Origin of the sequence: Nonomuraea sp. NPDC001831, assembly GCF_042892035.1 — a bacterium.
GTDB lineage: Bacteria > Actinomycetota > Actinomycetes > Streptosporangiales > Streptosporangiaceae > Nonomuraea.
On sequence record NZ_JBIATU010000016.1, the window covers coordinates 15,049 to 33,610 of the forward strand.

At 72.1% G+C, this 18,562-nt stretch carries 22 protein-coding genes; 12 read left to right on the plus strand and 10 right to left on the minus strand.

What is annotated here, in order from left to right; genetic code table 11:
- Positions 1 to 30 precede the first annotated feature (30 nt).
- Positions 31 to 441, plus strand: a complete 411-nt coding sequence (locus ACFYYW_RS37845) for a hypothetical protein (protein WP_352322350.1) — start codon at positions 31 to 33, stop codon at positions 439 to 441.
- Here ACFYYW_RS37845 and ACFYYW_RS37850 read toward each other — a convergent pair.
- Complete coding sequence (locus ACFYYW_RS37850) at positions 420 to 1,994, minus strand: FAD-binding oxidoreductase (RefSeq protein ID WP_387656861.1); 1,575 nt, start codon at positions 1,992 to 1,994, stop codon at positions 420 to 422. The two genes, ACFYYW_RS37845 and ACFYYW_RS37850, sit on opposite strands and share 22 nt — an antisense overlap.
- 31 nt (positions 1,995 to 2,025) lie before the next feature.
- Here ACFYYW_RS37850 and ACFYYW_RS37855 point away from each other — a divergent pair, with 31 nt between their 5' ends.
- The 6 genes from ACFYYW_RS37855 to ACFYYW_RS37880 all read left to right on the plus strand — a co-directional run bounded on the left by ACFYYW_RS37855 (position 2,026) and on the right by ACFYYW_RS37880 (position 7,900).
- Entirely contained in the window at positions 2,026 to 2,535 is a 510-nt protein-coding gene (locus tag ACFYYW_RS37855) for a TetR/AcrR family transcriptional regulator (protein WP_387656510.1), read from the plus strand.
- On the plus strand, positions 2,528 to 4,015 hold the full coding sequence (locus tag ACFYYW_RS37860) for a glycerol-3-phosphate dehydrogenase/oxidase (RefSeq protein WP_387656513.1): 1,488 nt from the start codon (positions 2,528 to 2,530) through the stop codon (positions 4,013 to 4,015). The genes ACFYYW_RS37855 and ACFYYW_RS37860 overlap by 8 nt, the downstream gene beginning before the upstream one ends.
- Positions 4,016 to 4,125: 110 nt before the next feature.
- Complete coding sequence (locus ACFYYW_RS37865; RefSeq protein ID WP_387656516.1) at positions 4,126 to 4,995, plus strand: sucrase ferredoxin; 870 nt, start codon at positions 4,126 to 4,128, stop codon at positions 4,993 to 4,995.
- Between the two features lie 100 nt (positions 4,996 to 5,095).
- Entirely contained in the window at positions 5,096 to 5,407 is a 312-nt protein-coding gene (locus ACFYYW_RS37870; RefSeq protein WP_125634885.1) for a WhiB family transcriptional regulator, read from the plus strand.
- Between the two features lie 389 nt (positions 5,408 to 5,796).
- Positions 5,797 to 7,017 (plus strand): esterase-like activity of phytase family protein, encoded by a 1,221-nt coding sequence (locus ACFYYW_RS37875; RefSeq protein WP_387656519.1) that lies wholly within the window; start codon positions 5,797 to 5,799, stop codon positions 7,015 to 7,017.
- An 85-nt stretch (positions 7,018 to 7,102) separates the two neighbouring features.
- Positions 7,103 to 7,900: an alpha/beta fold hydrolase gene (locus tag ACFYYW_RS37880; protein WP_387656522.1), complete on the plus strand. Its 798-nt coding sequence runs from the start codon at positions 7,103 to 7,105 to the stop codon at positions 7,898 to 7,900.
- A gap of 112 nt (positions 7,901 to 8,012) precedes the next feature.
- On the opposite strand, the gene ACFYYW_RS37885 is transcribed toward ACFYYW_RS37880, so the two are convergent.
- Positions 8,013 to 8,300, minus strand: coding sequence for a hypothetical protein (locus ACFYYW_RS37885; protein WP_387656525.1), 288 nt, complete (start codon positions 8,298 to 8,300; stop codon positions 8,013 to 8,015).
- A 78-nt stretch (positions 8,301 to 8,378) separates the two neighbouring features.
- Between ACFYYW_RS37885 and ACFYYW_RS37890 the strand changes: the two genes are divergently transcribed.
- Positions 8,379 to 9,011: a maleylpyruvate isomerase N-terminal domain-containing protein gene (locus tag ACFYYW_RS37890; protein WP_387656528.1), complete on the plus strand. Its 633-nt coding sequence runs from the start codon at positions 8,379 to 8,381 to the stop codon at positions 9,009 to 9,011.
- A 9-nt stretch (positions 9,012 to 9,020) separates the two neighbouring features.
- On the opposite strand, the gene ACFYYW_RS37895 is transcribed toward ACFYYW_RS37890, so the two are convergent.
- Positions 9,021 to 9,254: a DUF397 domain-containing protein gene (locus ACFYYW_RS37895; protein WP_352327185.1), complete on the minus strand. Its 234-nt coding sequence runs from the start codon at positions 9,252 to 9,254 to the stop codon at positions 9,021 to 9,023.
- A 133-nt stretch (positions 9,255 to 9,387) separates the two neighbouring features.
- The gene (locus ACFYYW_RS37900; protein WP_352327186.1) at positions 9,388 to 10,269 is read right to left on the minus strand and encodes a helix-turn-helix transcriptional regulator; all 882 of its coding nucleotides are present in this window, start codon (positions 10,267 to 10,269) and stop codon (positions 9,388 to 9,390) included.
- Positions 10,270 to 10,500: 231 nt separating this feature from the next.
- Between ACFYYW_RS37900 and ACFYYW_RS37905 the strand changes: the two genes are divergently transcribed.
- A complete protein-coding gene (locus tag ACFYYW_RS37905; RefSeq protein WP_352327187.1) occupies positions 10,501 to 10,872 on the plus strand; it encodes an ATP-binding protein in 372 nt (123 codons plus the stop codon).
- Positions 10,873 to 10,904: 32 nt separating this feature from the next.
- Here the strand turns inward: ACFYYW_RS37905 and ACFYYW_RS37910 are convergent, their stop codons facing one another.
- The gene (locus ACFYYW_RS37910; protein WP_387656532.1) at positions 10,905 to 11,531 is read right to left on the minus strand and encodes a phosphoribosyltransferase; all 627 of its coding nucleotides are present in this window, start codon (positions 11,529 to 11,531) and stop codon (positions 10,905 to 10,907) included.
- Positions 11,532 to 11,616: 85 nt separating this feature from the next.
- A complete protein-coding gene (gene rsgA / locus ACFYYW_RS37915; protein WP_387656535.1) occupies positions 11,617 to 12,714 on the minus strand; it encodes a ribosome small subunit-dependent GTPase A in 1,098 nt (365 codons plus the stop codon).
- 344 nt (positions 12,715 to 13,058) lie between these two features.
- Here rsgA and ACFYYW_RS37920 point away from each other — a divergent pair, with 344 nt between their 5' ends.
- The gene (locus ACFYYW_RS37920; RefSeq protein WP_387656863.1) at positions 13,059 to 13,547 is read left to right on the plus strand and encodes a sigma-70 family RNA polymerase sigma factor; all 489 of its coding nucleotides are present in this window, start codon (positions 13,059 to 13,061) and stop codon (positions 13,545 to 13,547) included.
- The gene (locus ACFYYW_RS37925; protein WP_387656538.1) at positions 13,544 to 14,266 is read left to right on the plus strand and encodes an anti-sigma factor family protein; all 723 of its coding nucleotides are present in this window, start codon (positions 13,544 to 13,546) and stop codon (positions 14,264 to 14,266) included. The genes ACFYYW_RS37920 and ACFYYW_RS37925 overlap by 4 nt, the downstream gene beginning before the upstream one ends.
- Positions 14,267 to 14,318: 52 nt before the next feature.
- On the opposite strand, the gene ACFYYW_RS37930 is transcribed toward ACFYYW_RS37925, so the two are convergent.
- Positions 14,319 to 14,642, minus strand: a complete 324-nt coding sequence (locus tag ACFYYW_RS37930) for a helix-turn-helix domain-containing protein (RefSeq protein WP_358284828.1) — start codon at positions 14,640 to 14,642, stop codon at positions 14,319 to 14,321.
- Positions 14,643 to 14,729: 87 nt separating this feature from the next.
- Here ACFYYW_RS37930 and ACFYYW_RS37935 point away from each other — a divergent pair, with 87 nt between their 5' ends.
- Positions 14,730 to 15,728 (plus strand): zinc-dependent alcohol dehydrogenase family protein, encoded by a 999-nt coding sequence (locus ACFYYW_RS37935; RefSeq protein ID WP_387656542.1) that lies wholly within the window; start codon positions 14,730 to 14,732, stop codon positions 15,726 to 15,728.
- 55 nt (positions 15,729 to 15,783) lie between these two features.
- Here ACFYYW_RS37935 and glyA read toward each other — a convergent pair whose 3' ends face one another.
- From glyA to ACFYYW_RS37950, 3 genes are all read right to left on the minus strand, one after another.
- Positions 15,784 to 17,037, minus strand: coding sequence for a serine hydroxymethyltransferase (gene glyA / locus ACFYYW_RS37940; RefSeq protein WP_352328178.1), 1,254 nt, complete (start codon positions 17,035 to 17,037; stop codon positions 15,784 to 15,786).
- 148 nt (positions 17,038 to 17,185) lie between these two features.
- The gene (locus ACFYYW_RS37945) at positions 17,186 to 18,118 is read right to left on the minus strand and encodes a YihY/virulence factor BrkB family protein (RefSeq protein WP_387656545.1); all 933 of its coding nucleotides are present in this window, start codon (positions 18,116 to 18,118) and stop codon (positions 17,186 to 17,188) included.
- A gap of 58 nt (positions 18,119 to 18,176) precedes the next feature.
- Positions 18,177 to 18,551 carry a YccF domain-containing protein gene (locus tag ACFYYW_RS37950; protein ID WP_352328176.1) on the minus strand — a complete coding sequence of 125 codons (375 nt, stop codon included), beginning with the start codon at positions 18,549 to 18,551 and terminating at the stop codon, positions 18,177 to 18,179.
- Between the last annotated feature and the right edge of the window lie 11 nt (positions 18,552 to 18,562).

Sequence of the window (18,562 nt, forward strand, 5' to 3'; positions counted from 1 at the left end):
CAAGCCCTTGGGACGCGGAGGTGGGCTGCCATGAACCGGAACGGCCCCGACGACGCGACCCGGACGGGCAGCCCCGACGCGGCCTCCGTGCAGGCGTTACTCGCCTACGCGCTCACCCTCCCCCGGCGGGGCGGCCGGGGCGTCGACCGGGCGCTGGAGGCCGTCGCCCAGAGCCGGGCGCTGGCCGCCCGCTCCCCCGCCGAGCACACCGGCCTGCTGGCCCACTGCCTGCGCACCACGGCCCGGCTGCTGCTCGACCGCTCCCGCGCCACCGAGGCGCTGCCCATGGCGCAGGAGGCGGTGGCGCTCAGCCGCGGGCTGGACGGCGGCCACCTCGCGGTCTCCCTCTACCGGCTGGCCGAGGCGTACGAGGCCCTCCACCGCTACAGCGACGCCGCCGAGACGCTGGCCGAGGCCGATCAGATCCCCGGCGGCGACTGAGGGACCAGCACCCCCGGGTTGAGGATCCCGGCCGGGTCCAGCCGCTCCTTGACGGCCTGGAGCACGCCCACGCCCAGCGGGCCCAGCTCCGCGCCGTAGGCGTCCCGGTGGTCGCGGCCCACCCCGTGGTGGTGTGAGATCGTCCCGCCGGCCTCGACGATCGCCGCGTTCACCGCCTCCTTGGCCCGCTGCCACTGCTCGACCGGGTCGCCCTGCTGGGGGGTCACGACGGTGAAGTACAGCGAGGCGCCGGTCTCGTACACGTGCGAGACGTGGCACATGACCAGCGGCGAGCCGAGCGCGCCGAGCAGGGCCAGCCGGACGGCGTCGTACAGGCGCGGCAGGTTCGACCAGAAGCCGGCCGTCTCCAGGGTCTCCACGGTGGCGCCCGCGCCGAGCAGCGAGTCGCGCAGGTACGGCGCGGAGAAGCGGCCGTGCTCCCACGCCTGGCCGGGCTCGGGCCCCAGCGGCTCGCCGCCGTGCCAGGCCAGGACCGCGGCGGCCGCGGCGTGCCGGTGGCCGATCCAGTCGCCCTCGACGCCGAGGATCACCAGGCAGCCGGAGCCGCCGCCGCCGATCGCGTCCGGCCGGGCCAGGCCGATCATGGTCTCGGTCTCGTCGGAGAGCCGCAGCACGGTCGGCAGCGGGCCTTCCTGGGCGAGTGCCCGCACGGCGGCCGTCCCCGCTCGGAACGACTCGAACCGCCAGCCCTCGTAGCGGCGCTCGGCCGGCCGCCTGCGCACCCGCAGCCGCAACGACGTGATGACGCCGAACGCCCCCTCCGAGCCCAGGACGAGCTGGCGCAGGTCGGGCCCGGCCGCGGACTTGGGCGCGCGGCCCAGCTCCAGCGTCCCGGACGGCGTCGCCAGGGTGAGGCCGACGACCATGTCGTCGAAGCGCCCGTACCCGGCCGAGGCCTGGCCGCTGGAGCGGGCGGCGGCGAAGCCGCCGAGCGTGGCGTACTCGAAGGACTGGGGGAAGTGCCCCAGCGTGAGGCCGTGCTCGGCGAGCAGCCGCTCGGCCTCGGGGGCGCGCACGCCCGGCTCGAAGTCGGCCACCATCGACTCGGCGTCGACCGAGCGCAGCCGGTCGAGCCTGCCCAGGTCGAGCGCGATCACGCCGGTGAAGCCGGCCCGCGCGGCCACGAGCCCGCCGACGACCGAGGTGCCGCCGCCGAACGGCACGACCGCGATCCGCTCGGCCGCGCACAGCCGCAGCAGCTCGGCCACCTCCTCGTGCGAACCGGGCAGCACGACCGCGTCGGGGGCGTCGGAGCCGTCTCCCGCGCGCATCCGCAGCAGGTCGGGCGTGGACTTGCCGCGCGTGTGCCGCAGCCTGGCCTCGTGGGAGGTCAGCACGTGCGCGGGCCCGGTGACGGCCGCGAGCGCGGCCAGCGCCGGCTCGGGCAGCGCGACCGGCGGCAGCCGGACGTCGTCGATGGCCGCGGCCGGGGTGTCGGGCGCGCGCACGCCGAGCAGGTCGTGCAGCAACTTGCGGATCTGTTCGGGCAGCTCGCGGGCCTTGGCGGGGTCGCCCCAGCCACACCACGACATGGGTTCACCGGTCACGCATACACTGTGACACATGACGTCGAACCGTCACAATGAGGCTGTGCTGGACGCGGCCCGCGCGTGCGTCCTGGCCTACGGCGTGCGCAGGACCACGCTCACGGACGTGGCCAGGCGGGCGGGCGTGTCGCGCATGACGATCTACCGCCGCTGGCCGGACGTGCGCTCGCTGGTCGCCGACCTTATGACGCGGGAGTGGGTCGCGGTCGTGTCGGGGCTCGACCTGTCCGACCCGGTGCCCGCGATCGTGGCGGGCGTGCGGGCGCTGCGCGGGCACCCGCTGTGGCGCAAGATCGTCGAGGCGGACCCGGAGCTCCTGCTGCCGTACCTGCTGGACCGGCGGGGGGCGAGCCACGAAGCGGTGCTGGCCCTGCTGGAGCCGGCCGTCGGCGGGCCGGCCAGGGCGCGGGCCGTGCTGCTGGTCGCCCAGTCGTTCCTGCTGTCGGCCCCCACGATGCTCGACCCCGTGACGCTCGACGACCTGGACGTCGAACTCGCCGCCCTGCTGGAGGCCTACCTTGGATAGTTCGCTGAACGCCCGCAGAAGGTCGTACGAACTGGGCGTGGTCGCCGCGGAGCGGCTGGACGTGCTGGTGGTGGGGCTCGGCGCGACGGGAGCCGGCGCGGCCCTCGACGCCGCCTCCCGCGGGTTGAGCGTAGCGGCGGTCGACGCGCACGACCTGGCCTTCGGCACGTCGAGGTGGAGCTCCAAGATGGTCCACGGCGGGCTGCGCTACCTCGCCAAGGGCCAGGTGGACGTGGCCTACGAGAGCGCGGTCGAGCGCGGCATCCTGCTCAGGACGACGGCTCCGCACCTGGTCAAGGCCCATCCGTACCTGCTGCCGCTGACGCCGGCGGTCTCCCCGCGGCAGGCCGCCCTGGTGATGACCGGCTACCGGCTCGGCGACGGGCTGCGGACCGCCGCGCGCACGCCGCGCCGCCTGCTGCCCGGCCCCACGCGGCTCGGCGCGGCGCGCGCCCACACGCTAGCGCCGGTGCTGGCGCGCGACGGCCTGCGCGGCGGCCTGCTGTCGTGGGACGGCCGGCTGCTCGACGACGCCCGCCTGGTCGTGGCGCTGGCCAGGACCGCCGCCGGGCACGGCGCCCGCGTCCTGACCCGCTGCCGCGCCCTGCGGCTCACGGACGAGGGCGCCGAGATGCGCGACGAGCTGACCGGCGAGCGGTTCACCATCCGGGCCAGAGCCGTGGTCAACGCGACGGGCGTGTGGGCCGGGCAGCTCGACCCGGCGGTGCGGCTGCGGCCGTCCCGGGGCAGCCACCTGGTGCTGGACGCCGGGACGCTGCCGGGGCTGATCGCCGGCATGCACGTGCCCATTCCCGGAGAGAGCAACCGATTCGCGCTCGTACTCCCCCAGGGCGACGGCCGCGTCTACGTCGGGCTGACCGACGAGCCGGTGGACGGGCCGGTGCCCGACGTCCCCGAGGTGCCCGCAAAGGACGTCACGGCGCTCCTGGAGGTGCTGAACGGCATCCTGGAGACTCCGGTGACCCCTGAGGCGGTCGCGGGCGCGTACGCGGGCCTGAGGCCGCTCCTGGCCGCGGACGGCCGCACGGCGGACCTCTCCCGCCGGCACGCGGTCGTGTCGGACGGCGGCATGGTCACGATCGTCGGGGGCAAACTCACGACATACCGGCGAATGGCCGAGGACGCCATCGACCGGGCGGTCTCCCTCAAAGACCTCGACGCCGGACCCAGCCGGACGAAGCAGATCCCCCTGTCCGGCGCCGGCCCGCAGCCGGACGGAGTGCCGCCCCGGCTGGCCGAGCGGTACGGCAGCGAGGCCGCGGCGGCGTACGAGCTGGTCAAGGCCCACCCCGAGGAGGTCGGGCTCGGCCTGACCAAGGGCGACCTGCTCTGGTCGGTCCGGCACGAGGGCGCGCTCGACGAGGGCGACCTGCTGGACCGCAGGACCAGGATCGGCTTGGTCGCCGCCGACCGCGACCGGGCGCTGCCCGCGACACGCGACGTGCTCGGGATCGGGTGACCCCGGCCCCAAACCCGCCAGTGCGTTAGGTTATCCTTACCTAATTCGTCGGGAAGGGGGAGGCGTTGGCGAGGGGATGCGAGCATCCGGCGGGCTGCCACACGGGAGCCATGCCCACCCTGGCCAGCGCCACCGTGGGCGCCAGGCTCTGGCTGCTCGTCGAGTACGCCGGCCCGTGGCCGTCCCACCTGGAAAACTTGCAACTTCCTGAAGAAATCTCCGAACTCGTGCGCAGAGCGCTCGAACGCGGTATCAGGCCTCAGCTCATCAGGCGTCCCGGCAAGCGCACCCGCCAGCGGGAGCAGGGCATCCGTGTGCTATTGGCCTACGCGGCGGGCGACCACCCCTGGTTGGCCAGCGGCGTCGTCGCAGGTCCGGACGATCTTGACCTGGACGCCTTCATGGCCGGAGTGCTCCCGGAGTCCTGCATACTTGAAGACGAGCCGGTATTTCTGGTCTGCACGCACGCCAAGCGCAATGCGTGCTGCGCCCGCATTGGACTACCCCTCGCTCGGTCCCTGGCCGAATCTTTGCCGGACAGAGTGTGGGAAACGTCACACGTTGGCGGCGATCGCTACGCCGCCAACCTCGTGTGCTTGCCACACGGAATTTTCTACGGCAGCATGTCTCAGGCTGCTGCACTGGCAGCGGCTAACGCGTACCGGTCGGGCGAGGTCATTCTCGACCGTCTCCGGGGGCGCGCAGGCATCCCTGAGCCATTGCAAGCCGTCGAGCATTTTGCCCGAGCCCATACGGGAGAGTGCTCCGTCGGCGCAGTGGCCGTGGAATCCTCCAGGTCGGACGGCGACGTCACCGAAGCAGTCGTGCGCTGCGGAGACGTCCGGTTCCAGGTTGTGGTTGAGCCATCGGCGTTCACAGCGCCGTGTGGTACGGCTTGCGCCGAGACGATCACCACCTACCGGCTGGTTTCGCTGGACAGGCTCACGCCTGTGCGGTACGCCACGCCCGCCCTCGCCTGACTAGGGAACATCACGGCCCGTCCTTGCGTTGGAACAGTGACGCCAAAAGCGTCCAATGCGGCTCAATTACCGAAATACCTCTCACGAAGGTGGTTTTCTCATGTCTCAGGTACGTCGGCAGCTCGCCCGCCCGCGCCCCAGCTGGGGTTGGCAGGATGATGCCGCGTGCCGGGGTGAGGATCTCGTGCTCTTCTTCGGCCCCGACGGGGAGCGGCAGCCCGAGCGTGACGTACGTGAGCGGAAGGCCAAGGCGATCTGCGCCGGGTGCCCTGTCCGCAACGAGTGCCTAGACTACGCGCTGTCCCGGCCGGAGAAGTACGGCACGTGGGGCGGTCTCAACGAGGACGAGCGCGCCAGCGAGCGTCGCCGTCGCATGCGCCGCGCCGCCAGCGCCGGCATCTCCGCCGCCTGACACACCTCGGCAGCATCAACGATCATCGCGTGATCACTCAGTTGTCCCGATGAACCGGAGCCTGGCCTTCCATGCCCAGGCTCTGGCGAACCCGGTCGGGGCAACTGCCTGATCAGGCCCGAGATCGTCATCCCGCACAAAGCATCGCCCGGCCACCCCCGCCCGACCCAGGGCAGGGGTGGCCGTCGCGTTTCCGGCCATGCGCGCGTGTTCCGGCCGTGCGGGCGTGTTTCCGGCGTGCACCCGTGTTTCCGGTCGTGCGCGCTTTCGTCCGGGCGTGTACGCAGGTCACCGGGCTCGGGCGGACTGGCAATGGTTCCTCCAGGAACATCGCTGGAGGTCGTCTGGTGTTCGGAATGCCGTCATGTACCGGTTCTAGCGTGCCCGCCATGAGACGCATCACCACCCTGACGTGCGCGGCGGCCATCGCGCTGGCCCTCGCCGCCCCGGCCACCGCCGCCATGGCCGATCCCGCACGGCCCGCGGACCGGGGGCCCGCCGCGTTCGGCCGCGCCACGCTGACCGGCTTCGCCGCGCTGCCCGCCCGGACCTACGTGCCCGGCAGCGAGCCGTCGGGCTCCCTCCTCGGCACCGCGCCGGTCAACGGCGTCACCCCGCCCTTCCCCGGCCAGCCCGTGCAGGGCTTCAGCGGCATCGCCCGCCGCCACGACGGCACCTTCGACGTGCTGTCCGACAACGGCTTCGGCAACAAGGCCAACAGCGCCGACTTCCTCCTGCGGGTGCACCGCGTCAAGCCGGACTTCGCCGCCAGGACGGTCGAGGTGCTCGGCGGCTTCAACCTGACCGACCCGCGGGGGCTCGTCCCGTTCGCCCTGACCCGCCAGGACCGTACGCTGACCGGCTCCGACTTCGACGTCGAGTCGATCGTGCGCGCGCCGGACGGCACGTACTGGATCGGCGACGAGTTCGGCCCGTTCCTGCTGCACTTCGACCGCAAGGGCCGGCTGCTCGACGCCCCGATCGAGCTGCCCGGCGTCAAGCCCCCCGAGAACCCCTGGCTGAACGGCGCCCAGCCCAATCTGGCCAGCAGCAAGGGCTTCGAGGGCATGGCCAGGTCGGTGGACGGCCGCCGACTCTACCCGCTGCTCGAAGGCACGGTGAGCGGCGACCCCGCGGGCACTCTGCGGATGAACGAGTTCGACCTGCGCAGTCGCGCGTACACCGGGCGCACGTGGACGTACCGGCTGGAGGACCCCGCGCACTCCATCGGCGACGCCGTCGCCGTGGACGCGAACCGCTTCCTGATCATCGAGCGGGACAACCTCCAGGGCGACGCGGCCACGGTCAAGCGCGTCTACCTGGCCGACACGCGTGACCGCGACCACGACGGCGCGCTGGACAAGACGCAGGTGGCCGACCTGCTCGACCTGGCCGACCCGCGCGGCCTCGGCGGCACGCCCGGCACGTTCCGGTTCCCGTTCCAGACCATCGAGGACGTCGTCGTCCTCGACGACCGCACCCTGGGCCTCCTGGACGACAACAACTTCCCCTTCTCCAGCGGCCGCACGCCTGGACGTCCCGACGACAACGAGTTCATCACCGTCCGGCTCTCGCGTGGCCTCCAGGCCGATCCGCGAATTTTCCGGTAGAAGCATGTTCTCCGGGAGAAGCATGTAGAGAAGCGTGGGACGGCTCCGACCTCCTGCTGACAAGAGCCCGCAGAAGGAGTTCGACATGCAGTCCACGGTTCAGACCGTCACCTCGGCCGACGGCACCCGCATCGCGTTCGAGAGCAGCGGCGAGGGCCACCCGGTGATCCTGGTGGGCGGTGCCTTCAACGACCGCACCACCGTCGCCGCCCTCGCCGCCGCCCTCGCCCCCGGCTTCCGCGCGATCGCCCACGACCGGCGCGGCCGGGGCGGCAGCGGCGACGCGCCCGCCTACGCCGTCGAGCGGGAGATCGAGGACCTCGCCGCGCTGATCGAGCACGCGGGCGGCTCGGCGAGCGTCTTCGGCCACTCCTCCGGCGCCATCCTGGCGCTGGAGGCCGCCGCGCACGGGCTGCCGATCACCCGTCTGGCCGTCTACGAGCCGCCGTACGTCGTGGACGGCGCGCGCACCGCGCCCGGCGGCGACTTCGCCGAGCGGCTGCGCGGCCTCGTCGAGGGCGATCGCCGCGACGAGGCCGTGGCACTCTTCCTGGCCGAGGGCGCCGACGTGCCCGCCGAGGTGGTGGCGGGCATGCGGTCGGAGCCCGTGTGGGGCTGGTTCACCAGCCTGGCGCACACGCTCGCCTACGACGCCGCCGTGTGCGGCCCGGGGCAGTCGCTGCCGGTCGAGCGGCTGTCCCGCGTCACCGTGCCCACCCTGGCGATCGGCGGCGACCAGTCGCCGAAGTGGATGCTGGACGCCGTGCGGGCCGTCGCCGACGCCGTGCCGGGTGCCCGGCACGTGGTGCTGCCCGGCGAGGACCACGGCGTGCTCGGCCGGTCGGAGGCGCTGCTCCCGACGCTGACGGACTTCCTGTCCTGAGCGGATCCGTCCAGAAAGAACCGGTCCTGAGCGGGTCCGTCAACAAAGAACCGGTCCTGAGCGGGCTCGTCCAGAAAAGAACCGGTCCTGAGCGGGCCTGTCCTGAGCGGGATCATCCGCTTTCGGGGGGTTTGCCGAGGGCGTGCCGCAGCTCCGACGCCGCCTCCGGGGTCAGCAGGGGTGGGAGTAGAGGTCGAGCAGCGGCCCGGCCCTCGGCCAGCGCCCGCGCCACGTACAGCCGGTAGGGCGCGAGCGCGTCGAGCGCCGCGGCCACGGGGTTGCGCCCGGCGGGCACGGCGCCGGCGCGGGTCGTGGCCCCCTCGAAGCCGTGCTCGCCGAAGTGCAGCAGCGCCGCCTCCCTGATGCGGGGGCGCGCGGTGAGGTCTTCGGGCTCGGTCATACGGCTGCCGTACGGACGTGCGGATCGTGACGACCCTACACGCGGGCGCACGAACCGGACGGCGGTAAGGTGCCCCTCATGCCGGATTCAGCGCTCGTGACCGCGGACGACCTCGACCAGGCCGTCGCCCTCGCCGTCGACACGCTGCGGGACGCGCCGCCGCAGGCGTGGGAGGCGAAGGCGGGCTCCCTGGAGTGGACCTGCTGGGAGACCGTCGAGCACCTCGCCGACGACCTGTTCGCCTACGCCGCCCAGCTCGGCCTCAATGTGCCGCCGCTGGACACGTACGTGCCCTTCGTGCTGGAGCGGCGCAGGCCCGGCGGCCCGAACAACACCATCCACGCCGACCGCGCGGCCGGGCCCACCGGGCTGCTGCAGGTGCTCCAGGCCTCCGGCGCGCTGCTGTCGGCCATGGTCCGCACCGCGCCGCCGCAGGCGCGCGGTCATCACATCTTCGGCATGGCGGACGCCTCGGCGACCGCCGCGATGGGCCTGGTGGAAACGCTCGTGCATATGCACGACGTGTCCGAGGGGCTCGGACTGGCCTGGGAGCCGCCCGCAGACCTGTGCTCGCGGGTGCTGGCCCGCCTGTTCCCCGACGTCGCCGTGGACACCGCCCCGTGGGCCACGCTCCTGTGGGCGACCGGCCGCGGTGAGCTGCCCGGACGGCCGCGCCAGACCCGGTGGCGCTGGTACAACGAACCCCGCTGATCGGACGGGTCAGACGATCAGGTCGTCGAACTCGCCGTCCTTGGCCCCCAGGACGAACGCGCTGATCTCGGCCTGCGTGTAGACCAGCGCGGGGCCGTCGGGGAACCGGGAGTTACGCATGGCGATCTCACCCGTGGGCAGGCCCGCGACCTCGACGCAGTTGCCGTTGGGATTGCTTCGCCTGCTCTTGCGCCACACGACGGGGAGGTGACCGGCGGGGGTTCCGTTCCGGAACTCGTGCATGGGGGAAGCTCCTAGCAATCTTACGGATGCACGTGCATCCGCGTTTGCGCCGACCCTACGACAGCACGACAGACTCCATATACCGGATGACCAAAAATCCGACTATGGAGTGGATCACAGGAGTTTCAGCAGCTCATCCGGAAATGAGCTGTTCCAGAAAGCGCCGTGTCTGCTTCGGCTCCAGGGCCTGGATGCTCAGCCGGTCCATGACCTCCATGTAGTGGTCGGAGTCGGCCGGCTTGTCCAGATAGAGGGCGCTGGTGAGCTGTTCCATGTAGACCACGTCGGGCAGGTCGCGCTCGGGGAAGCGCAGGATGCTGAACGAGCCGCCGGCCGCCGCGTGCCCGCCGCTCTCGAACGGCATCACCTGCACGGTGACGTTGCGCTCCTCCGTGGCGTCGAGCAGGTGGCGGATCTGCTCGCGCATGACCTCGGCCCCGCCGAGCCCACGCCGTAGGACGGCCTCGTCGATCACGGCCCACAGCTTGAGCCCGCTCTCCAGCCGCTGCTGCCTGGTGGTGCGCAGGGTGACGCGGCGGTCGAGCTCGGCGTCGAGCGCCTTCTCGTTGCCGAGCCGGATCACGGCCTTGGCGTACGCGGGCGTCTGCAGCAGGCCGGGGACGAACTGGTTCTCGAACGTGCGGATGGCCGAGGCGGCCCCCTCCAGCCCGATGTAGACCTCGAACCAGCCGGGCAGCAGGTCGCCGTACTTGTGCCACCAGCCCGGCGCGTTGGCCTGCCGGGCCAGGGCGAGCAGCGGCTCGCGGTCCTCCGGGGCGGTGACGCCGTAGAGGGTGAGCAGGTCGGCGACGTCTCGCTGCTTGAAGCTGACCTGACCGAGCTCAAGTCGGCTGATTTTCGCATGAGAGGCGCGAATCGAGTACCCGGCATCCTCCCGGGAGATACCCTTCTCGGTACGGAGCCTGCGCAGTTGCGTACCCAGCAGGATCCGCAGCACCGTCGGGCTTCCCGGCGTGTAGCTGAGAAGCTTTCCCTCCGCGCTCTGTGCGCTCACTCGACCGCTCCTAGATCATCTGCACGTGCAGATGGTATTCGCATCGGTAAAACACGAAAAGTCTTGCATCACTACCCACACCCCGTAAAGATGGGCACTGGATCACCAGACCGCGCTTCGGGGGCCAGGATGACGACTTTCGACGCTCGGCCGCAAGCCGTCATCGGTTCCCGGCCACCGGGGTGGCTCGCCACCATTCTGGTGGATGGGCGCGCCGGAGAGTGCGACGCGGTGTTCCCCTTCCACGAGCGCACCGCGTTCGAGCCGGCCTGCGTCGCGATGGCCCGGCGTTTCGTGGACCAGACGCTCACCTCGTGGGCCGCCGCCGACCTGGCCTACGACGTGCAACTGGTGGTCTCCGAGCTGGTCACGAACGCGATGCGGCACGGCGGCGGAGCCGTGCAGCTCCGGCTGCTCTTCCGCCGGCCCGAGCTGGCCTGCGTGGTGACCGACCACAGCGAGTCCGTCCCGGTGGCGGCGCCGGCCGACGTGTTCGCCGAGTTCGGGCGCGGGCTGCGGCTGGTCGACGCGCTCTGCAGCGCGTGGGGCTGGTTCGCCCCCGGCGGCTCCCGGAAGCTGGTCTGGGCGGTCCTGTCCGCGTAGACACCGGTACGAGCGGCGCCGTCCGGTGAAGGTCACCTCTGCTCCAGGAGGTCCAGGACGTCCTCGTCGGTGAGCTGGTCGAAGTGTTCGTACCACTGGCCGACCGCCCTGAAGTCGACCGGGGTCAGCAGCACCACCACCTCGTCGGCCTCCGAGCGCATCCTCTCGACGGTCTCCTCGGCGCCGACCGGCACGGCCAGCGTCACCCTGGCGGGACCGGCCGCGGCCACCGCGCGCAGGGCCGCCCGCGCCGTCCCGCCCGTGGCCAGGCCGTCGTCGACGACGATCACCTCGCGTCCGGCCAGCGGCGGCAGCGGCCGGTCACCCCGGTAGACCCGCACCCGCCTGGCCAGCTCGTGCCGCTCCCGCTCGACCACGTCGGCCAGGTCCTCGGGCGTCAGGCCGAGCCGGTCGAGCATCGTCAGGTCAAACACCGGCTCGCCGCCCTCGGCGATCGCCCCCACGCCCAGCTCGGGAGCGGGCGGGTAGCCGATCTTCCGGGTGACGAGCACGTCGAGCTCGCCGCCGAGCCGGCGGACGACCGGCACGGCGACGGCGACCCCGCCACGCGGCAACGCCAGCACGACGGGGTCGCGCACCTCCGGCAGCCGCTCGGCCAGCAACGCCCCGGCCTCGGCCCGATCCGCGAACACCTGCATGACCTGTGCATACCCGCACCACCCGGTCTACTCGCCTCCCTCCCGCACCAGGCAGGAGGAAGGCGAGAAAGCCGGACGGGGACCGTCAGGGACGGTTGCGGCTGGAGCGGCGCATCTCCTTGTGGATGATCTTCCACTTGTTCTGCTGCTCCTTGCGCAGCCGCGCATCCGTGCGGGACGCCATCCAGGCCGCCTCGCGCTGCAGCTTGCGCCAGCTCTGCAGCCGGCGTTCGGGCAGCTCGCCGTTCTCCATGGCGTCCAGGACGGCGCAGCCCGGCTCGCTCACGTGCCCGCAGTCGGCGAAGCGGCACCGCTCGGCCAGCTGCTCGATGTCGGCGAAGACGAGGTCGACGCCCTCACCGATGTCGTAGAGGCCGATCCGGCGGATGCCCGGGGTGTCGATGATCAGGCCGCCGCCGGGCAGCGGGATCAGCTCCCGGTGGACGGTGGTGTGCCGGCCGCGCCCGTCGGCCGCGCGCACCTGCTGGGTGTCCATCACGCCCGCCTCGGCCAGCGCGTTGACCAGGGTGGACTTGCCCGCGCCGGAAGGCCCGAGCACGACCGCCGTACGGGAGCCGTGCAGGTAGCTCGCGGCCAGCGAGACCCCCTCCCCCAGCACCGAGGAGACGGCGTGCACGTCGACGCCCGGCGCGGCGGCCCGCACGTCGGCCATCAGCTCGTCGAGGCCCGACTCGAACAGGTCGGACTTGGTCACCAGCACGACGGGCGTGCCGCCGGACTCCCAGGCCAGCGCCACCAGGCGCTCGATGCGGCCGAGGTCGGCGAAGTCGGTCGAGTGCATGGACGGCTCGGCCACGAAGACGACGTCGACGTTGGCCGCGAGCACCTGGCCCTGGCCGTCGCCGGACAGCCCGCCGGTCGAGTGGCGGCTCACGCCGCCCCGGATGAACGCGGTGGTCCTGGAGAGCACCTGGTCGAGCTCGTACCGGCCTTCGGGCAGCCATCTGAGCGCGACCCAGTCGCCCACGCACGGCAGGGCCACCGGGTCGTCGGCGGAGGAACGGCGCACGCGGGCGCCGTAGCGGACGTGGTGCTGGCCGTCGGCGGCGATCACCTCGGCGGCGCCGCGGTCGACGCGGGCCACCCGCGCCGGGACGGTGTCAGCAGGGAGCTCGGCGGCGCGCAGATCGGTCCAGCCGAGCAGGGAAAGGTCGTGAGACAAGACGGTGAAACCTTTGATCGAGAAGGAAACGGGCAGCTCAGACGAGGGCCCGGAGGTAGACGGACGACAGGCGGAACAGAACGACCCGCATAGCCCTCACCTCCTCGATCGGTTACGCATGCGACTCTAACCACCCTTTCCCGGCAGATGCAATCGCATTATGTTTCGGCGATCCGTTGAACCCCGCCAGGGCGGCCGAGCGTACTCCCTCCCGACGGACGCGAGAAAGGGGCATGATGCGGATCAGCACGTATCCCCCGCCCTCGGCCGAGGGGACGGCCCCGGCGGGCGAGCCGCGCCTGCGCCACCTGATCCGGCGGGTGCGACCGGACGACGAGGTGGTCGTGTCCGCGCTCTACCGGGAGTACCACCGGCCGCTGCTGGCCTTCGTGGTACGGCTGACGGCGGGCGACCGGCAGTGGGCGGAAGACGTGGTGCAGGAGACGATGATCCGGGCCTGGCGCAGCGCGGAGCGGCTGGACCCCGACTCGGTCTCGCTCATGCCCTGGCTCGCCACGGTGGCCAGACGCATCGTGATCGACGACCGGCGGCGCAGGGAGGCGCGGCCGCCGGAATCGGGCGACGGGGCGCTGGGCAGCGTGCCGGTGCCGGACGAGCTGGAGGGGCTGCTGCGCCAGGTGGTCGTGTCGGAGGCGCTGAAGGCGTTGTCACCGGCGCACCGCGAGATCCTGAACGAGACGATCCTGCGGGACCGGTCGGTCAACGACGCCGCCGCGGCGCTCGGCATCCCGGTGGGCACCGTGAAGTCACGGGTCTACTACGCGGTCCGCGCGCTGCGGGTCGCGCTGGAGGAGCGGGGGGTGACGGCGTGACCTCGGGAGTCGAGCACACCGACGTGGGCGCCTACGCCCTCGGCCTGCTGGAGGAGGACGACCGGCTGGCCTTCGAGTCCCACCTGCGCGCCTGCCCCTCCTGCCGCTTCGAGCTGTCGGACCTGGCGGGGGTCGCGAGCGTGCTGCACGGCATCGGCCCGCTGGAGGACGCCGGCCCTCCTCCCCGTGAGGGGCAGGCCGGCGTGGTCGACCTGCTCCTCCGCAAGAAGGCGGCCGACCGGCGGGCCCGAAGGGGGACGCTCCTGCTCGGGATGGCGGCGGCGGTCGCCCTGGTGGCCGGCGGTCTTACCGTCGGCACGCAGCTCACCGGCGGCGGCGACCCGCCGCCGGCGATGGCGGGACGCGCCGACCACATGGGCCCGGCCGAGCAGTTCTACGCCGACGGCACGCCGATCGCGGGCAAGGGCGTCGGCGGGGTGTCGGGCGGGCTGGTGGTGGAGTCCAAGGGCTGGGGCACGCACGCGGCGCTCAAGCTGTCGGGGGTGAAGGGGCCGCTGGAGTGCGAGCTGGTGTCGGTGGGCAAGTCGGGCGAGCGGCGGGTGATGACCGGGTGGTCGGTGCCGGCGCCGGGTTACGGCGTGCCGGGCTCGCCGGCGCCGCTCTACATGCACGGCGGCAGCGCGACGCCGTTGGCCGAGATCGACCGCTTCGAGGTGGTCACCAGGACGGGCACGACCCTGCTCACCGTCAGGACCTGAGGCCGCGGACCCGCGCGAGGCCCTTCCGCCGCGGCGGGGGGCCTCGCCGCGTTCAGGCGGACGCGCGGTCGGCGGTGACGACGGCGTCGAGCAGGCCGGGGAACGCCTGGTCGAACTCGGCCCTGCGCAGGGTGTTCAGGCGGGAGGTGCCGGCGTAGTGCTGCCGGATGAGGCCGGCCTCGCGCAGCACCCGGAAGTGGTGGGTGGCGGTGGACTTGCTCACCGAGATGTCGAACCCGCCGCAGCTGATGTCGCCGGCGGCGGTGGCGAGCTGGGTGACGATGCTGCGCCGGACCGGGTCGACGAGGGCTTCGAGCACCCGTTGCAGGGTGACTTCGCGCAGGTCGGGGTGGTCCGGGGTGCGGTCGGCGTCCATGGGGCCATAGTACGACATCCATCGAAGTTTGACGGCAGTCGTACTTCGGGGGTTGAATGGCGGCCTCTGACGCGGAAGGACGATGTGATGACCAGGACGGTGCTGTTCCACGAGCTCGGCGGGCCCGAGGTGCTGGAGCTGGCGGACGTGGCGGCCGGCGAGCCGGGGCCGGGCGAGGTGCGGATCCGGGTGGACGCGATCGGCCTCAACCGGGCCGAGGCGCTGTTCCGCAGCGGCCACTACATCGAGCCCGTCCGGAGTTTCCCCGCCCGGCTCGGCACCGAGGCCGCCGGGGTGGTCGAGGCGGTGGGCGCGGGCGTCACCGGGTTGCGCACCGGCCAGCCGGTGAGCACGGTGCCGGCGTTCTCGCAGAACGACTACGGCGTGTACGCCGGGCGGGCGGTCGTGCCGGCGGCGGCGGTGCTGCCCCGTCCCGAGGGGGTGGGCCCGGTGGAGGGCGCGGCCGTGTGGATGCCGTACGTGACGGCCTACGGCGCGCTGGTGGAGGTGGGCGGGATGCGTCCCGGGGACACGGTGGTGCTCAACGCCGCCTCCAGCAGCGTGGGCCTGGCCGCCATCCGGGTCGCCGACCGCATGGGCGCCACGCCGATCGCCCTCACCCGCACCGCGGCCAAGAAGGAGGCCCTGCTGAAGGAGGGCGCCGCCGAGGTGATCGTCACCGAGGAGGAGGACGCGACCGAGCGGGTGCTGGCGGCCACGGGCGGGCGCGGCGCGGAGTTCGTCTTCGACGCCGTGGCCGGGCCGGGCGTGACGGACCTGGCCAGGGTGGTCGCCCCCGAGGGGCTGCTGCTGGTGTACGGCGCGCTGAGCGGCCGGCCGACGCCCTATCCGGGGATCGACCTCGGCATGCCGGCGCTCAACATGCGGACGTACACGATGCACGAGACGACGCGGGTGCCCGAACGGCTGCGGCGCGCGGCGGCGTTCGTGGCGTCAGGGCTGCGCTCGGGGGCCTTCCGGGCGGTGGTGGACCGCACGTTCGACCTGGAGGAGATCGTCGAGGCCCACCGGCACCTGGAGTCGAACGCGCAGTTCGGCAAGATCGTGGTGACGGTCCGGCACTGACCGTCCGGCCGCCCGCCGCGAGGGACGGGCCGGGCCGGACGGGCGGGCCGCATGATCAGGACAGGCCGGGGGCGGGGAACTGGGCGGTCAGCTCGCTGACCTCGTGGTGGACGCGGGTGATGACGTCCTCGGCGTCGCCCTTGGCCAGGGCCGTGACGACCTCGTCCATCCAGGCGCCGATCTGCCGCATCTCGGCCTCGCCCATGCCGCGCGAGGTGACCGACGGGGTGCCGATGCGGATGCCCGACGGGTCGAACGGCTTGCGGGTGTCGAACGGCACCGCGTTGTAGTTGGTCTCCAAGCCGGCCCGGTCGAGCGCCTGGGCGGCGGGCTTGCCGCCGATGCCCTTGGGCGTCAGGTCGAGCAGGATCAGGTGGTTGTCGGTGCCGCCGGAGACCAGGTCGAAGCCCCGGCTGGACAGCTCCTCGGCCAGGGCCTTGGCGTTGGCGACGACCTGGTGGGCGTAGTCGCGGAAGGACGGCTGGGCGGCCTCGTGCAGCGCGACGGCGATGGCGGCGGTGGTGTGGTTGTGCGGGCCGCCCTGGAGGCCGGGGAAGACGGCCTTGTTGAGCGCGGTGGCGTGCTCGTCGCTGGTGGCCATGAGCATCGCGCCGCGCGGGCCGCGCAGCGTCTTGTGGGTGGTCGTGGAGATCACGTCGGCGTGACCCACCGGGGACGGGTGGGCGCCGCCCGCGACCAGGCCGGCGATGTGCGCGATGTCGGCCGCGAGCACGGCGCCGACCTCGCGGGCGATGGAGGCGAAGCCCTCGAAGTCGATCGTGCGCGGGATCGCGGTGCCGCCGCAGAAGATCAGCTTCGGCCGGTGCTCCAGGGCCAGCTCGCGGACCTCGTCGAGGTCGACGCGGCCGGTGTCGCGGCGCACGCCGTAACGGACCGGGTTGAACCACTTGCCGGTGGCCGAGACCGACCAGCCGTGGGTCAGGTGGCCGCCGAACGGCAGGCCCATGCCGAGCACGGTGTCGCCGGGCTGCAGGAAGGCCAGGTAGACGGCCAGGTTGGCGGGCGAGCCCGAGTACGGCTGGACGTTGGCGTGGTTGACGCCGAACACGGCCTTGGCCCGCTCGATCGCCAGCGTCTCGATCTGGTCGATGACCTGCTGGCCCTCGTAGTAGCGCTTGCCCGCGTAACCCTCGGAGTACTTGTTGGTCAGCACCGTGCCGGTCGCTTCGAGCACGGCCTTGGACACGTAGTTCTCGGACGCGATCAGCTTGACGGTGTCGGCCTGGCGGCGCTCCTCCGCCTTGATGAGCTCGGCGAGCTGCGGGTCGGCGCTAGCAAGAGAACTCATGACTCCCCTGTCATCATTGACAATTGGCGAAGACCCAGGCGCTCGGCCTCCGCTCCCGGTTGATTCGCTCCCTGGTGGTCGATCCCACCGAATGCGCCAGTCGCGTCGCCCTAGACGATAGCGGATGCGCAACCGGCCGCTCGTCCCGCTACTTGGTCCGGCTCACACCCGGCCAGAGCCGGTCGACCTCGGCGTTGAGGATGGCTCCGATGAGCACGGCCAGGGCGGTGATATACAGCCACAGCAGCAGCGCGATCGGGGCGGCCAGGGAGCCGTAGACGGACACCGGCGAGAACCAGGCCGCCAGCACCGCCCGCAGCACGGCGGCGCACACGATCCACAGGAACAGGGCCAGGATCGCGCCGGGCAGCTCCCGGTACCACTTCGTCCGCACCGGCACGCTGACGTGGTAGAGCACGGTGAGGAACAGCACCGAGCCGCTGATCACGACGGGCCAGTAGAGGATGTCGATGAGGATGCCGTACTCGCCGGGGAGCGCGTCCTTGAGCAGGGTGGGGCCGATGACCAGGATCGGCATGACGATGATGCCGATGATCAGGCCGACGACGTAGAGGCCGAACGACATCAGCCGGGTGCGGATGATGCCGCGCTCCTCCCCCAGCCCGTACGCGACCGAGATGAGGTCGACGTAGACGTAGAGCGCCCGCGAGCCCGACCACAGCGACAGCAGGAAGCCGAGCGAGATGATGGACACCTTGTTGGCGTCGTCCCTGAGCACGTCGGTGATGAGCGGGTTGATCACCTTCTTGACGGCGTCGTCGGTGAACAGCAGCCCGGCCTGCTCGATCACCCACGTCTTGACCTCGATGACGACGCCGCCGCCGAGCCAGGTGCCGAGCTTGCCCAGCACGCCGATCAGGCCCAGCACGAACGGCGGCAGCGACAGCAGCGCGAAGAACGCGGCCTCGCCGGCCAGGCCGGTGACCCGGTAGTCGACACCGGCGTTCGTGGCCGCGCGCACGATCGCCCACGACTTGGTGTCGAGCACCCAGTTCAGCCTGGCCCGGGCGGTCGAGGCGAGCCGCCTCCTGGACCGGGAAGGCGCATTGGTGGACGTCATGGCACCCAACGGTATTTCGCAGTGACTCTCCGGGACAGCTTACGTCCCGGCTCCTGCCCTAGTCGTTGTCCACGATGCGCGCGCCCAGCGGGAGGAGGGAGACGGGGATCAGCTTGAGGTTCGCGATGCCCATGGGGATGCCGATGATGGAGATGAACAGCGGGATCGAGGTGATGACGTGCCCGATCGCCAGCCAGATGCCCGCGACCACGCACCAGATGACGTTGCCGATGAGGGAGAAGACGCCGGCGTCCGGATCGCGCACGACCGTACGGCCGAACGGCCACAGAGCGTAGGCGGCGATCCTGAACGAGGCGATGCCGAACGGGATGGTGACGATGAGGATGCAGCAGATGATCCCGGCCACGGCGTAGCCGATCGCCAGCCAGATGCCGGCGAACACGAGCCAGATGACGTTCAGAATGGTCCGCATGCTCACAGCAT